Source organism: Oceaniglobus trochenteri, assembly GCF_020529025.1.
Taxonomy (GTDB): Bacteria; Pseudomonadota; Alphaproteobacteria; order Rhodobacterales; family Rhodobacteraceae; genus Oceaniglobus; species Oceaniglobus trochenteri.
This window is the reverse complement of sequence record NZ_JACNMM010000003.1, coordinates 493,661-508,505: the sequence shown is the minus strand read 5'-3', so window position 1 is coordinate 508,505 and position 14,845 is coordinate 493,661. Positions and strand designations below refer to the sequence as shown.

The 14,845-nt window shown below is 65.5% G+C and carries 14 protein-coding genes; 7 read left to right on the top strand and 7 right to left on the bottom strand.

Annotated elements, in window-relative coordinates:
• Nucleotides 1-50: 50 nt before the first annotated feature.
• Nucleotides 51-935, bottom strand: a complete 885-nt coding sequence (locus H7828_RS06750) for an NAD(P)-dependent oxidoreductase (protein WP_226780239.1) — start codon at nt 933-935, stop codon at nt 51-53.
• Nucleotides 936-1,152: 217 nt separating this feature from the next.
• Between H7828_RS06750 and H7828_RS06745 the strand changes: the two genes are divergently transcribed.
• The 5 genes from H7828_RS06745 to H7828_RS06725 all read left to right on the top strand — a co-directional run bounded on the left by H7828_RS06745 (nt 1,153) and on the right by H7828_RS06725 (nt 6,653).
• Complete coding sequence (locus H7828_RS06745; RefSeq protein ID WP_226780238.1) at nt 1,153-1,896, top strand: SDR family oxidoreductase; 744 nt, start codon at nt 1,153-1,155, stop codon at nt 1,894-1,896.
• An 84-nt stretch (nt 1,897-1,980) separates the two neighbouring features.
• Nucleotides 1,981-3,765, top strand: coding sequence for an IlvD/Edd family dehydratase (locus H7828_RS06740; RefSeq protein WP_226780237.1), 1,785 nt, complete (start codon nt 1,981-1,983; stop codon nt 3,763-3,765).
• Nucleotides 3,766-3,775: 10 nt separating this feature from the next.
• Nucleotides 3,776-4,624 carry a fumarylacetoacetate hydrolase family protein gene (locus tag H7828_RS06735; RefSeq protein ID WP_226780236.1) on the top strand — a complete coding sequence of 283 codons (849 nt, stop codon included), beginning with the start codon at nt 3,776-3,778 and terminating at the stop codon, nt 4,622-4,624.
• A complete protein-coding gene (locus H7828_RS06730; protein ID WP_226780235.1) occupies nt 4,621-5,574 on the top strand; it encodes a 2-hydroxyacid dehydrogenase in 954 nt (317 codons plus the stop codon). The genes H7828_RS06735 and H7828_RS06730 overlap by 4 nt, the downstream gene beginning before the upstream one ends.
• Nucleotides 5,575-5,747: 173 nt before the next feature.
• On the top strand, nt 5,748-6,653 hold the full coding sequence (locus H7828_RS06725; protein WP_226780234.1) for a LysR family transcriptional regulator: 906 nt from the start codon (nt 5,748-5,750) through the stop codon (nt 6,651-6,653).
• Between the two features lie 85 nt (nt 6,654-6,738).
• On the opposite strand, the gene H7828_RS06720 is transcribed toward H7828_RS06725, so the two are convergent.
• From H7828_RS06720 to H7828_RS06705, 4 genes are read right to left on the bottom strand one after another with little or no spacing between them, the layout of a single operon-like run.
• Nucleotides 6,739-7,662, bottom strand: a complete 924-nt coding sequence (locus H7828_RS06720; protein WP_226780233.1) for an OmpA family protein — start codon at nt 7,660-7,662, stop codon at nt 6,739-6,741.
• A complete protein-coding gene (locus H7828_RS06715) occupies nt 7,659-8,228 on the bottom strand; it encodes a peroxidase-related enzyme (protein WP_226780232.1) in 570 nt (189 codons plus the stop codon). The genes H7828_RS06720 and H7828_RS06715 overlap by 4 nt, the downstream gene beginning before the upstream one ends.
• Nucleotides 8,200-8,946, bottom strand: coding sequence for a GNAT family N-acetyltransferase (locus H7828_RS06710; RefSeq protein ID WP_226780231.1), 747 nt, complete (start codon nt 8,944-8,946; stop codon nt 8,200-8,202). Before H7828_RS06710 ends, H7828_RS06715 begins: the two co-directional genes overlap by 29 nt.
• Nucleotides 8,943-9,674 carry a competence/damage-inducible protein A gene (locus H7828_RS06705; RefSeq protein ID WP_226780230.1) on the bottom strand — a complete coding sequence of 244 codons (732 nt, stop codon included), beginning with the start codon at nt 9,672-9,674 and terminating at the stop codon, nt 8,943-8,945. The genes H7828_RS06710 and H7828_RS06705 overlap by 4 nt, the downstream gene beginning before the upstream one ends.
• 140 nt (nt 9,675-9,814) lie before the next feature.
• Here H7828_RS06705 and sfsA point away from each other — a divergent pair, with 140 nt between their 5' ends.
• The gene (gene sfsA, locus H7828_RS06700) at nt 9,815-10,522 is read left to right on the top strand and encodes a DNA/RNA nuclease SfsA (protein WP_226780229.1); all 708 of its coding nucleotides are present in this window, start codon (nt 9,815-9,817) and stop codon (nt 10,520-10,522) included.
• Here the strand turns inward: sfsA and H7828_RS06695 are convergent.
• Entirely contained in the window at nt 10,510-11,046 is a 537-nt protein-coding gene (locus H7828_RS06695; protein WP_226780228.1) for a dihydrofolate reductase family protein, read from the bottom strand. The two genes, sfsA and H7828_RS06695, sit on opposite strands and share 13 nt — an antisense overlap.
• 227 nt (nt 11,047-11,273) lie before the next feature.
• On the opposite strand from H7828_RS06695, the gene map reads away from it, so the two are divergent.
• Complete coding sequence (map, locus tag H7828_RS06690; protein ID WP_226780227.1) at nt 11,274-12,086, top strand: type I methionyl aminopeptidase; 813 nt, start codon at nt 11,274-11,276, stop codon at nt 12,084-12,086.
• 66 nt (nt 12,087-12,152) lie between these two features.
• Here map and clpB read toward each other — a convergent pair whose 3' ends face one another.
• Nucleotides 12,153-14,768: an ATP-dependent chaperone ClpB gene (gene clpB / locus H7828_RS06685; RefSeq protein ID WP_226780226.1), complete on the bottom strand. Its 2,616-nt coding sequence runs from the start codon at nt 14,766-14,768 to the stop codon at nt 12,153-12,155.
• Nucleotides 14,769-14,845: the final 77 nt, after the last annotated feature.

Below are 14,845 nucleotides of genomic sequence, written 5' to 3'. Positions count from 1 at the left end.
CAAACAGGGTGCGGGCGCCGTGACGGGCCGGTCCGCAAGCCCGGGCCGGTTCATTCCGAAAGCCCGTTGCGCCGCAAAAGCTCAAGGAACAGGCCGGAATGATCCAGGTCACCGCCCTCCAGGTCCTGGCACAGGGTTTCGAAACGGTCGCGCACCTGCAGGGATACGGGCAATTCCAGGCCCAGCGACCCCGCCTCGCCCAGCAGGTTGTCGAGATCCTTCAACTGGAACTTGCTGGGCCCGCCGGGCACGAAATTGCCCGTCGTCATCCGTTCGCCATGCTGTTGCAGGATCACGCTGTCGGCAAAGCCGCCCTTCAGCGCGGCGCGCACCGCCGCCGGGTCGGCGCCGCCCTGGCGCACCAGCAGCATCGCCTCGGCCACGGCCGAGATGGTGACGGCGACGATGGCCTGGTTGGCCAGCTTGCTGAGCTGCCCCGCTCCGTCTGGCCCCACATGCACCGGGCGGCCCATGGCCTGAAACACCGGCACGGCGCGGGCAAAGGCATCGGCCGCGCCCCCTGCCATGATGGCCAGCGTCGCCGCCTCGGCGCCGCGGGTGCCGCCCGACACCGGCGCATCCAGATGCGCCACCCCCAACCCGCCAAGGTGGGCGGCATGATCGCGCGCCTCGCCCGGCTTGATCGAGGACATGTCGAGCCAGATCGCGCCCCGGGCCAGCCCGCCGGTCACCGCCGCGTCCTTCACCAGGCCAGCAACCGCCGGCCCGTCGCTGAGCATGGTGATGACGACATCGGCCCCTGCCGTCGCCTCGGCCGCAGTCTGGCAGACCGTTGCGCCTTCATCGGCCAGGGCGCTGGCCTTCTGCGGGCTGCGGTTCCAGACCCGCAGCGGATACCCGGCGCGGGCCAGGTTGCGCGCCATTGGCGCCCCCATCAATCCGGTTCCCAGGAAGGCGATCACGGGGCTGTTCATATCCATCGTTCCTTTTCCAGATGCCGGGGCGGGCGCCTGCAGGCTTGTGCCGCCGATCCTGTCTCAACGTCAAGATTGCGCTTGATCCCCGGGATTTCTTTGGACAGTAGTATGTCCGCGGGGCTAGGAATAGGCCCGTATTTAACGATAACATACCCCGCGAGCGCCCTTCGCAGCAGATTTGCGCCGCGCCCCGTCATAACCCGAGGAGTCTTCGATGACACAACGTCTTTCCGGCAAACGCGCCCTCATCACTGCCGCCGGTCAGGGGATCGGGCGCGCCTCGGCGCTGGCCATGGCCGACGAGGGTGCCCAGGTCTTTGCCACCGATGTGAACGAAGACGCACTGGCCGAACTGGCCGCCGAGGGACGCGACAACATCCAGACTTTCCGTCTGGACGTGCTGAGCGACAAATCGGTCAAGGAAGGCATCGCAAGGGCCGACCCCGAGATCCTGTTCAACTGTGCCGGGGTCGTCCACAACGGCAGCATCCTGGAATGCACCGACGCCGATTGGGATTTCGCCTTCGATCTGAACGTGCGCGCCCAGTGGCGCACGATCCGCAACGCGCTTCCGGCGATGCTGGACCGTGGCACGGGCAGCATCGTGAACATGTCGTCGGTCTGTTCCTCGGTGATCGGGGTGGCGAACCGGTTTGTCTATGGCACCTCGAAGGCCGCGGTGATCGGGCTGACGAAATCGGTCGCGGCCGAATATGTGACCAAGGGCATCCGCTGCAACTGCATCTGCCCCGGCACCGTCGAATCGCCATCGCTGCACGAGCGGCTGAAGGCGACGGGCGACTACGAGGCGGCGATGAAGGCCTTCGTCGCGCGCCAGCCCATGGGCCGCATCGCCACCGCCGAGGAAATCGCCGCCCTGGTGGTCTACCTTGCCAGCGACGAAAGCGGGTTCACCACCGGTCAGCCCCACGTCATCGACGGCGGCTGGTCCGGCTGACCCCGGCCCTCCGGGGGGGGATATTTGAAGACCAAAGATGGCGGCGCCCCGTCGGCGCCAGGAACAAACGCAGGATTTTTTCCGATGAGCAAGAAAACTGAATTGCGGTCGCAGAAGTGGTTCAACAACCCGGAAAACCCGGAGATGACCGCGCTGTACCTGGAGCGTTACCTGAACTACGGCCTGACCCGCGAGGAATTGCAGGGCGGCAAGCCGATCATCGGCATCGCGCAGACCGGCAGCGACCTGTCGCCCTGCAACCGCCACCACATCGAACTGTCCAAGCGGGTGCGCGATGGCGTGATCGCGGCGGGCGGCACCGTGATCGAGATTCCGGTGCATCCGATCCAGGAAACCGGCAAGCGGCCCACCGCCTCGCTTGACCGGAACCTAGCCTACCTGTCGCTGGTCGAAACGCTTTACGGCTATCCGATCGACGGCGTGGTGCTGAACATCGGCTGCGACAAGACAACGCCGGCCCTTCTGATGGCCGCCGCCACCGTCAACATCCCCGCCATCGCCCTGTCGGTCGGCCCGATGCTGAACGGCTGGTTCAACGGCGAGCGGACGGGGTCGGGCACCATCGTCTGGAAGGCGCGCGAACTGCTGGCCGAGGGCAAGATCGACGACGACGGCTTCATGGAACTGGTCGCCTCTTCGGCCCCCTCTGTCGGCTATTGCAACACCATGGGCACGGCGACCACCATGAACTCGCTGGCCGAGGCCCTGGGCATGCAGCTTCCCGGCAGCGCGGCGATTCCCGCCCCCTACCGCGAACGCGGGCAGATCAGCTATGAGACCGGCAAGCGCATCGTCGAGATGGTGCACGAGGATCTGAAGCCCTCGGACGTCATGACCCGCGAGGCCTTTGAGAACGCCGTGGTCATCAACAGCGCCATCGGCGGTTCGACCAACGCGCCGATCCACCTGAACGGCGTGGCACGCCACCTGGGCGTGGCGCTGGACAACGACGATTGGCAGAAGCTGGGCCACAAGGTGCCGCTGCTGGTGAACCTGCAACCGGCCGGCAAGTACCTGGGCGAGGATTACCACCGCGCGGGCGGCGTGCCCGCCGTGGTGGGCGAACTGCTGAAAGCCGGGCTTCTGCCGCACCCCGACGCGAAAACCGTCAACGGCAAGACCATGCGCGAGAACTGCGAAGACGTGCTGACCGCGAACCCCGATGTCATCATGTCGGTCGAAAACCCGATGCTGGGCGAGGCCGGTTTCGTCAACCTCAAGGGCAACCTCTTTGACAGCGCGATCATGAAGACCAGCGTGATCTCGGACGAGTTCCGCAAGCGTTACCTGAGCAACCCCGACGACCCGGATGCCTTTGAAGGGCGCGCCATCGTCTTTGACGGCCCCGAGGATTTCCACCACCGGATCGACGACGAATCCCTGAACATCGACGAGAACTGCATCCTCATCATGCGCGGGGCCGGGCCCATCGGATACCCCGGCGCGGCCGAGGTGGTGAACATGCGCCCCCCCGCCTACCTGCTGAAAAAGGACATCCACGCCCTGCCCTGCATCGGCGACGGGCGGCAATCGGGCACCTCGGGATCGCCCAGCATCCTCAACGCCTCGCCCGAGGCGGCGGCGGGCGGCGGGCTGGCCCTGGTGCAGACCGGCGACCGGCTGCGCATCGATCTGAAGAAATGCACCGCCGACATGCTGGTGGATGACAGCGAGCTGGAAAAGCGCCGCGCCGCCCTGCCCGACCGCCCCTTCGCCCCCGAAAGCCAATCGCCCTGGCAGGAAATCTTCCGCGAGCGGGTTCAGCCGCTTTCCGAAGGCATGACCCTGCGTGGCGCCGACAAGTACCGCGACATAGCCCACAAGGGGCTGCCCCGCGACAACCACTGAGGAGAACGAAATGAAACTCGTCCGTTATGGCGCCCCCGGCGCCGAAGCCCCCGGCCTGATCGACGATGACGGCAAGCTGCGTGACCTGACCGGCCACGTCAGCGACATCGCCGGCGACGTGCTGAACGATGCCGGCCTTGAAAAGATCCGCGGCCTTGACGTGAACAGCCTGAAGGTTGTCGAAGGCAACCCGCGCCTTGGCCCCTGCGTCGGCAACATCGGCAAGTTCATGTGCATCGGCCTGAACTATTCCGACCACGCCGCCGAATCCGGCCTGCCCGTGCCCGAGCATCCCGTGCTGTTCATGAAGGCCAACAGCGCCGTCGTGGGCCCGAACGACGATGTCTACATCCCCCGCGGTTCGACCCAGACCGACTGGGAGGTCGAACTGGGCGTCGTCATCGGCACCAAGGCCAAATACGTCAGCGAGGAAGACGCGCTGAACCATGTCGCCGGCTATTGCGTGATCGACGACGTGTCGGAACGCCACTTCCAGACCCAGCTTTCGGGCAACTGGACCAAGGGCAAATCCTGCGACACCTTCGGCCCCACCGGCCCCTGGCTTGTCACCCGCGACGAAGTGGGCGACGTGCAGAACCTGGGCATGTGGCTGGACGTGAACGGCGAACGCCGCCAGACCGGCAACACCAACACCATGATCTTCACCGTCGCGCAGATCATCTCGCATCTGTCGCAGCTGATGACGCTGCATCCGGGCGACGTGATCTCGACCGGGACGCCTCCGGGCGTGGGCATGGGCATGAAGCCGAACCCCGTCTACCTGAAGGAAGGTGACGTGATCACCCTTGGCATCGACAAGCTTGGCGAACAGCGCCAGGACGTGAAGGCCGACAAATGAAGCCCGGGCTCCTGCTGATCGGTGGGGCGACCGAGCGGATGATCGACCGGTTCGAAGCCGAGTTCACGCTGCACCGCCTGAGCGAGATCGACGATCTGCCCGCGTTCCTTTCGGCGCAGGGGCCGACAATCACCGGCGTGGCCACCAATGGCCACGCCGGGGTTCCGACCGAAATCCTGGAAGGCTGCCCGAACCTGAAGATCGCGGCGGCCTATGGCGTGGGCTATGACGGCATCGACACCGACGCCTGCGCGGCGCGCGGGATCAAGGTGACCCATACCCCCAACGTCCTGAACGACGACGTGGCGAACACGGCGCTGCTGCTGCTGCTGGCCGCCTCGCGCGACCTGGTGTTCAACGATGCCTATGTGCGTGCCGGTCGCTGGGCGAAAGAGGGCAACACCCCCCTCACGCGCAGCCCCGAGGGCAAGGTGATGGGCATTGTCGGCCTTGGCCGGATCGGCCAGCGGATCGCCGAAAAGCTTGCCGTCTTCGATGCCAGGGTCGTCTATCATTCGCGCACCAGGAAGGATGTCGCCTATGAATACTATGACGACCTGACCCGGATGGCGCGCGATTGCGACTACCTGATCGTCATCACCCCCGGCGGCGCCGCCACCGACAAGCTGGTCAACCGCGAGGTGATCGAGGCGCTGGGGCCGAACGGCACCCTGATCAACGTGGCGCGCGGCACCGTGGTGGACGAGGCGGCGATGATCGCCGCGCTTCAGGACGGGCGGCTTGGCTGGGCCGGGCTGGACGTGTTCGAGGATGAACCCAACGTGCCCGAGGCGCTGTTCGCGCTTCAGAACGTCACCCTTCTGCCCCATGTGGCCAGCGCCACGGTCGAGACCCGCCAGGCCATGGGTGACCTGGTCTGCGACAACCTCAGCCAGTTCCTGAAGGACGGCACGGTTCTGACCTCGGTGCCGGAAACCGCCCATCTCTAGGCGCGACCGACTGATCGCGAACTGAAAGTGGCGCCCGATGCGGCGCCACTTTTGCGTTTCCGCTGTGCCGACACTTTGCGCAAATCCCCGATATTGTCGCCACGCGACCCCAATCCTGCCTGAATTCGCTGCCATCTTCCCCCCATTGGTGAGGCGGAAATTGAGGTATCGACATGGATAGACTGACCGAAATGGAGGCCTTTGCCACCGTGGTGGACCAGGGCGGTTTCACCGACGCGGCCAAGAAGATGGGCATTTCGAAGTCGGCGGTCAGCAAGCATGTCTCGTCGCTTGAGGCACGGCTGGGCGCGCGGCTGTTGAACCGAACGACGCGCCGCGTCAGCCCGACCGAGATTGGCCTGGCCTATTACGACCGCGCCAGGCGGGTCCTGAACGACGCGGGCGAGGCCGATTCGCTGGTGACCTCGATGCAATCGGCGCCTTCGGGGCTGCTGCGCATCTCGGTGGCCACCGATTTCGGGGTGAACCATCTTTCACCGATCCTGGGCGAATTCCTCAGCGAATTCCCCGACATCACGGTGAACATGGTTCTGAACAACCGCTTCGTCGAACTGATTTCGGAAGGGTTCGACATGGCGGTGCGCATCGGAGAGCTGGAGGACAGCACCCTGCGCGCCCGCAAGCTGACCGAAACGACCAAGCGGATGATCGGCGCGCCCAGCTATTTCCAGCAATACGGCCGCCCCCAGAAGATCGACGATCTGAACGAACACAAGTTGCTGCATTACTCCAGCCAAAGCAACGGCGCGGTCTGGAAACTGACCGCCCCCTCGGGCGAGAAACGCCAGGTGCGCACCGCAGGATGGCTTTCGGTGAACGACGGGCAATCGCTGCTGAACGCGGCAATCTCGGGGCTTGGCATCGCCTATCTGCCCAGCTTCCTTTATGCCGACGCCCTGGAAAAGGGACTGGTGCAAGAGGCGATCCCGGACCTGCCGCTGGAAACTCAGGGCATCTACGCGGTCTATCCGCCGGGGCGGTTCACCCAGCCCAAGGTGCGGGCCTTCATCGATTTCCTGGTGCACGCCTTCGCCGACAAGGGGCCAGATACCTGGTGACGTGACCTGAAGGCGGCGCGCAGGCGCGCCACTCCATGCCCCCACCCCCGGCCTGCGCCGGGCGCGGGGCCCGTTGCCGCCCGTTTCAGTTGTTCAGAACAACCTCGACCCGGCGATTGGCCAACCGGCCGTCGGCGGTTTCGTTGCTGGCGCGGGGGGCAAGGTATCCGACACCCTCGGCGCTGATCTGTGCGCGATCGACCCCGAAGCTTTCGACCAGCACATCGCGCACCGCCTCGGCCCGGCGGCGCGACAGGGCGATGTTGCCGTCCAGCCCGCCTTCGGTATCGGTATGCCCCACCAGCGTGACCCGCTGTTCGGGATGCGTTTCAAGGTAACGGGCCAGCGCCCGCAGCGAGGGGAATTCACCCTGTTCAAGGTTCGACGATCCGGTCTGGAACAGAAGATCGTCCAGCGGCGCGCGCCCGGTTTCCACCAGCCCCCCCAGAAGCGTACCCGGCGCCAGGGCCGACGAGAAGCTGGCCGACTTGGTAGAGGTGACCACCACGTCGGGCATCCGGTCGTCGTCGCCCACGCGGGTCAGCTGCACGAAACCGCTGTTGGGCGACCGGCTGACCATCAGGGCGACGGTCACGCCGTCGCCATCCTCGGCCAGAAGATAACGGTAATTGCCCAGATCGACATGCATCGCCGGTTCGCCCATCACATCGGCGGCAAAGCGGAAATCGAAGCCGCCGCAAACGGTGTCACGGCATTCATAGAGGATGTTGAACCCTTCGCTTTCCAATTGGCGGCGCAGCGGGTCGAGGATCTGGCCGGTGGTCATCCGCCCCGACGCCAGCCGCCAGGCCTGGCGCGTCACCTGCCCTTCGGTCGCGCGCATCTTGACCGACGTGCCATCGAAGGGCCCCGCAGGCAGGCGCAGGCTGTCGGCCCTGGAAAGCTGGTCGGCCGTCAGCGTCACCGGCGCCGGGAAATCCAGCGTCAGCGCCGGGGCCATCGCCGGCCAGAGACCGAGAGCCAGGAGGGGCAGGATGCGTGGTGTCATCTGTATGAAGCGTGATACTCGGCGTTTGGTTTCATGTCCGTTGCCGCGGCAACCCGGTTTGTCATGTTGAAGAACCCCGCAACCGCGGCGATATCCCAGATGTCACGGTCGCTGAACCCCGCATCGCGCAGGGCCTGCCGATCATCTTCTCCAACATTGTGGCAAGAATCTGTCAGCTTTGCGGCAAACTCCAACATGGCGCGCTGCTGTGGCGTCAGGGTCGCAACCCGCCAGTTCAGCACGATCTGTTCCCCGAACACAGGATCGCCCGAAAGCTGCCGCACCGCCGCGCCATGGGCCACAAGGCAGTAATAGCACCGGTTCTCGGCGGAAACCGCCACCGCGATCATCTCGCGCTCAAGCTGGCTGAGCGCCGAATCGCCCAGCATCAGGTCGTTGTACATGGCGGTGAAGGCATCCAGCTTGGCTATGTCGAAGGCATAGGCGCGCAGGACATTGGGCACCATGCCCAGCTTTTCCTGGCAGATGTCGAAGTATTTCCGTGTCTTGTCCGGCAGCGGATCGACCATGGGCAGGTCAAGCGCCGTCGGTGCGTCCCTGGTCATCCAGCGAGTCCCCGATGCGATAATGATATTTAGCGCATACAGGCATCCCGAGGGAAGCATAGAGCGCGTTGGCCGCCGCGTTCGCCTCGGTCACGGCCACGGCGATGTCGCGCGCGCCCTGTTCGGCGGCCCAATGCGCCGCGGCCAGCATCATGTGGCGGGCCGTGCCCAGACGACGGGATTCGGGCCGCACCTCGACCGCGTGCACCATGGCGATATCATCGTGAAGCGCGATAAAGGCGGCGCCGGCGGGCTTGTCGGCGCTGCGCCCCAGCACGCCGGTCCTGGCCGCCGTCACGCGGTTCATCACCTCCAGCCGCGCCGCCCCGATGCCGCCACCGGCCCAGATGTCGCGCATGATCTGCAGCGGCTCCCATATGGTGAAGGCCGACACCGGCGGCGGGCGCTGCGCCGTCAGCGCCTTGATGGGACAAGCACGGATCACCGTCGGATCGGCAATCCGGTATCCACGCGCCGCAAGCATCCCGTCCAGCGGATCATCGGCCCGGCGCAGCATGAACAGCGGCGCCTGGCCCAGGGCGGCCATGGCGTGCTCGGCGGCCTCGATATCGTCATCGGCCACGGTCTCGGTCGCGATGGCCGCCGACACCCGCTTGCCGCCGCCCCTGCCATCGCGGATTTCAAAGGGCGGCAGGGCGACCCGCCGCGCGGCGGGCCAAGTCGCCTCAAGCGTGGCGAACAGGGCCTCGGGCGTCATGCCTGCGAACCGGGAAACAGGTCGCAGAGTTGCGCCATCGCCGCGCTGACCCGCGCGCCATCGCTGCCACGGATCACGATGTTCGCCCCATAGGCGCCATTGCGCTGAAATGGGTATGAACCGATGGAAAGATCGGGAAAGGCCGCCGCCAGTTCCCCCAGCGGGCCGGCGATATCGCCTTCGCCCCGGTCGATCCGCAGGCTTTGCGACAGCAGCGGCGCACCGCCGGTCAGCGTCGGCAGGACGCTGGCCACCATGGCCTGGAACACGTTGGGCACCCCGGCCATGACGTGGACATTGCCGATGGTGAAACCGGGCGCGACCGATACCGGGTTTTCGATCAGGGTTGCGCTGTCGGGGATGCGGGCCATGCGCAGGCGGGCGGCATTCAGCTCGGTCCCCTGCCTGTCGTAATGGGCCTGAAGCAGGGCGCGGGCATCGTCGCGCACGTCGATATGATCGTCAAAGGCCGCCGCCACGCAATCGGCGGTGATGTCGTCATGGGTGGGGCCAATCCCGCCCGAGGTGAAGACATGATCGGCACTGTCCCGCAACGCGCTGACCGCCGCGACGATCGCCTCGCGGTCATCGGAAACGATGCGCACCTCGCGCAGGTCGATCCCGTGTTTCGTCAGTTCGCCCGCCAGATGGTGCATGTTGGCATCGCGGGTGCGCCCCGACAGGATTTCATCGCCAATGACCAGCATCGCTGCCGTCGGATTTGCCATTTCGGCCCCCGGAATTGAGTTTCACTGCCCTTGGTTAGCCTGCGTTCGGCCGCTGCGCCAGAAGTGGCCGCCGCGAAGGGGGCGAAAACCCGGCCAAGGGCGCCCTTTTGCGGCGCGGGATGTTCTGCTAGGTCGGCGCCATGCTGTTTGCCGCCCCCCTGATCGCCGGTCACCTTGTTCGCCGCTGGAACCGGTTCCTGTGCGAAGTCACCCTGGACAGCGGGGAAACGGTGCGCGCCCACTGCCCCAACCCCGGCGCCATGCTGGGGCTGAAAGACCCCGGCCTGCGGGTCTGGGTCGAACCCAACGACGACCCGAAACGCAAGCTGCGCTATGGCTGGCGGCTGGTCGAATTCGCCGATGGCCACTGGGCGGGCATCGACACCGCCGTGCCCAACCGCGTCGTGGGCGAGGCACTGCGCGCCCGCGCGATCCCGGAACTGGCGATGTATTCCAACACCCGCCCCGAGGTGAACTATGGCACCAAAAGCCGTGTCGATTTCCTGCTCAGCGAGCCTGGCCTGCCCAATGCCTATGTCGAGGTGAAGAACGTCCACCTTCTGCGCAACGGGTCGCTGGCGGAATTTCCCGACTGCGTGACGGCGCGCGGGGCGCGGCATCTGCACGAACTGTCGCTGATGGTGGCGGCGGGGCATCGCGCGGTCATGCTCTACCTCGTGCAGCGCACCGATTGCACGGCCCTTGCCATGGCAGCCGATCTTGACCCGGCCTATGCAAAGGCCTTTGGCGATGCCCGGGCCGCGGGCGTTGAGATGCTGTGTTACGACACCGCCATCGGCCTTGACGGCGTGACCCTGCGCAAGGCCCTGCCGGTTCAGGCGCCCTGAACAGCGTACTCGGAAAAGATCACACCGCTGTCATGGGCCGTGCTGCGGATCAGCGTGAACCGCACAGGAGCGGCCAGCCCTTCGAAGAGGGTCACCCCCGACCCCAGAACCACCGGCGCCCGCTTGATCCGCAACAGCGAAAGCAGCCTCTGCCGGGCGACCCATCCGGCAAGGATACCGCCGCCGCAAAGATAGATATCTCCGCCCCGGGCCGCGCAAAGGCGACGCAAGGCACCGGCCTGATCGTCGCGCACCACGGTGACATCCGCCGTCGGCGGAACGCTCAGTGTTCGGGAAAAGATGTGGTGGTCCATGTGTGGATAGGCGCGCGCGCCGGGAACAAGACCGAAGCGATAGCCGAATTCATAGGTGGTACGCCCCATGATGACGGTGTCATAGCCCGCCAACCGTTCAAGGTAGGCAGTCACATGGCTGCCCTCGGCAGGAAAGGCCGAAACGTCGTGATCGGATGCGCAAATGAAACCGTCAAGGCTGACGGCCACGTCATAGATGATGCGTCGCATGAAGAAACCTCTGCAAAAACACGGAAATGACAGCCGCGCGGCGGTCGTTCGTCTTCTGGCAAGGGTTAATTGATCACTGGCCCTACTCCGGCTGGTGGCGCGATCATAGCAAGGCGGCCGACCTTCGGTCAATGCGGCGCCCCGCCCCCGGCCACCGGGGGGCTGGAACAATTGGTGCACTGCGCTTATTATCCCCGGATCGCGCCCATCCGATATGAGGTTCCCGCATGGACCAGACGAACCGTGGCCGCCTGACCAAGGACGGCATCCGCATCTACGAATCCGCCGATTTCGAAGGCATGCATGTCGCCGGGGCGCTGGCGGCCAGAATTCTTGACGATATCGCCGATCATGTGACCGTGGGCCAGACCACGGGCGAGCTGGACCGCCTGATCACCCAGTGGGTTGACGAGGCCGGGGCACGTTCGGCCACCATTGGGTACAAGGGATACCAGCACGCCAGCTGCATCTCGGTGAACCACGTCGTCTGTCACGGCATTCCCGGCGACAAGACCCTGAAGGACGGCGACATCCTGAACATCGACGTGACCGTAATTGTCGATGGCTGGTTCGGCGACACGTCGCGCATGTATGTGGCGGGCAAGCTGGGGCGCAAGGCCGAACGCCTGATCCAGGTGACCCACGATTCCCTGATGAAGGGCATCGAGGCGGTGAAGCCCGGCAATACCTTCGGTGACATCGGCCACGCGATCCAGACCTATGCCGAGGGCCAGCGCATGTCGGTGGTGCGCGATTTCTGCGGTCACGGGTTGGGGCGGGTCTTTCACGCGCCCCCCAACGTGCTGCACTATGGCCGCCCGGGCACCGGTCCGGTGCTGGAAGAGGGCATGTTCTTCACCATCGAACCGATGATCAACATCGGCCGCCCGGAAACCAAGATCCTGGCCGACGACTGGACAGCGGTGACGCGCGACAAATCGCTGTCGGCACAGTTCGAACATTCGGTCGGCGTGACGGCCAAGGGGTGCGAGATCTTCACGCTGTCCCCCGCGGGCCGTTTCCACCCGACCCAGGGCTGACGCGCGCGCCCCTCAGAAATTGCCGGTGAATGAAAAAGGGGCGCCCGGTGGGGCGCCCCTTGTCGTTCAGTGTACCACCGCGTCTTCCGGCGGCCTGCGGTTGCTGGCCGACACCCGGTCGCCCACCAACAGGCCATCGACACCTGCGCTGACATGCACGACCTCGCCGTCGCGCACATCGCCAGCCAGGATCATCTCGGCCAGTTGATCCTGCAACGCCCGCTGGATCACCCGCTTCAGCGGCCTTGCACCGAACACCGGGTCATAGCCCTCGTCCGCCAGCCACTTCAGCGCACCGTCGTCCAGATCAAGCGTGATCTTGCGCCCGGCCAGCCGCTTTTGCAACAGGCCAAGCTGGATATCGACGATCCCGCCCATATCCTCGCGGCCCAGACGGTCGAAGATGATCGTCTCGTCCAGCCGGTTCAGGAATTCGGGCCGGAAATGGGCGCGCACGGCGTCCATCACGTCACGCTTGGCGACCGACGCATCGGCCCCCTCGGGCAGTTGGCTCAGCGCCTGCGCGCCAAGGTTGGACGTGAGGATGATCAGCGTCTGCTTGAAATCCACGGTCCGGCCCTGCCCGTCGGTCAGCACACCGTCGTCCAGCACCTGCAACAGCACGTTGAACACATCCGGGTGCGCCTTTTCCACCTCGTCGAACAGGACCACCTGATAGGGGCGGCGGCGCACGGCCTCGGTCAGCACCCCGCCTTCGTCATAACCGACATAGCCCGGAGGCGCGCCGATCAGACGGGCGACGGCGTGTTTCTCCATGAACTCGGACATGTCGATCCGCACCATGGCGCTGTCGTCGTCGAAGAGGTACTCGGCCAGCGCTTTCGTCAGCTCGGTCTTGCCCACGCCCGTCGGCCCGAGGAACAGGAAGCTGCCCAGCGGGCGCGCCTCGTCGTTCAGGCCCGCACGGGCCCGGCGCACGGCGTTGGCCACGGCCTTCACCGCACGGCGCTGACCGATGACGCGCTTGCCGATCTGCTCTTCCATGCGCAGAAGCTTGTCCCGCTCGCCCTCCAGCATCTTGCTGGTGGGGATGCCGGTCCAGCGCTCGACGACCCCGGCAATCTGCTCGGGGCGCACGGCCTCTTCGACCATCACGTCGCTTTCGGCCTCTTCCGCCGCGTTCAGTTGCTTCTCAAGCTGCGGGATCACGCCATAGGAAAGCTCACCGGCCTTGGCCAGGTTGCCCTCGCGCTTGGCGATGTCCAGCTCGGCCCTTGCACGGTCCAGCTTTTCCTTCAACTCGCGCGCGCCTTCCAGCTTGTCACGTTCGGCCTGCCACTTGGCGGTCAGTTCGGCCGACCGCTCCTGCAACTCGGCCAGGTCCTTCTCGATGGCGGCAAGCCGATCGCGCGAGGCGGCGTCGTCCTCTTTCTTCAACGCCTCGGCCTCGATCTGCTTTTGCAGGATATCGCGGTCCAGCGCGTCTAGCGCCTCGGGCTTGGAGTCCACCTCCATGCGCAACCGGCTGGCCGCTTCGTCCATCAGGTCGATGGCCTTGTCGGGCAGGAACCGGTCGGTGATATAGCGGTGCGACAGCGTTGCAGCCGCCACCAGGGCGTTGTCCGAAATCCGCACACCATGGTGCAGCTCGTACTTCTCCTTGATGCCGCGCAGGATGCTGATGGTATCCTCGACTGTCGGTTCCTCGACCATCACGGGCTGGAACCGCCGGGCCAGGGCCGCGTCCTTTTCAACGTACTTGCGGTATTCGTTCAGGGTGGTGGCCCCGACACAGTGCAACTCACCCCGGGCAAGCGACGGCTTGATCAGGTTGGCGGCATCCATGGCGCCATCGGATTTGCCCGCGCCGACAAGCGTGTGCATCTCGTCGATGAACAGGATGATTTCCCCGGCGGCCGCCGTCACCTCGTTCAGCACGGCCTTCAGACGTTCCTCGAACTCGCCGCGGTATTTCGCCCCGGCGATCAGCGCCCCCATGTCCAGCGCCAGCAGCTTCTTGTTGCGCAGGCTTTCGGGCACATCGCCGTTGACGATGCGCAGGGCCAGGCCCTCGGCGATGGCGGTCTTGCCCACACCCGGCTCACCGATCAGAACCGGGTTGTTCTTGGTGCGGCGCGACAGAACCTGCATGGCGCGGCGGATTTCCTCGTCGCGGCCGATGATCGGGTCGATCTTTCCCTGTTCGGCGCGTTCGGTCAAATCCAACGCATATTTCTTGAGCGCGTCATAGCCCTCTTCGGCACTGGCCGTATCCGCCGTGCGCCCCTTGCGGATGTCGTTGATCGCGCCGTTCAGCCCCTGCGCCGACACGCCGCCGGCGTCCAGGGCGTCTTTCGCCTTCGACTTCACCATGGCCAGGGCCATCAGGATTCTTTCAACGGGAACAAAGCTGTCGCCCGCCTTCTGGGCCAGCTTCTCGGCCTCGGCCAGCACCTTGCCGGTGGTGGCATCCAGATAGGTCTGGCCGGCGTCGCCGCTGACCTTGGGCATCTTGCCCACGGCCAGTTCCACCGCCTCGACCACCCGCGCCGGGGCCCCGCCCGCGCGCGAAATCAGGTTCGTGGCCAATCCCTGTTCATCATCAAGCAATGCTTTCAGCAGATGCTCGGGCGCAAGCCGCTGATGGCTTTCGCGCATGGCGATCGTCTGGGCGGCCTGAATGAAACCGCGCGACCGCTCGGTGAACTTGTCCAAGTTCATGGGTCTCTCCTTTGGTTAAGCGCCTGATCGGAAACGCCCGCTTTGGCGGCACGCTTCCCCTCGGCCTTGCCCGTCTG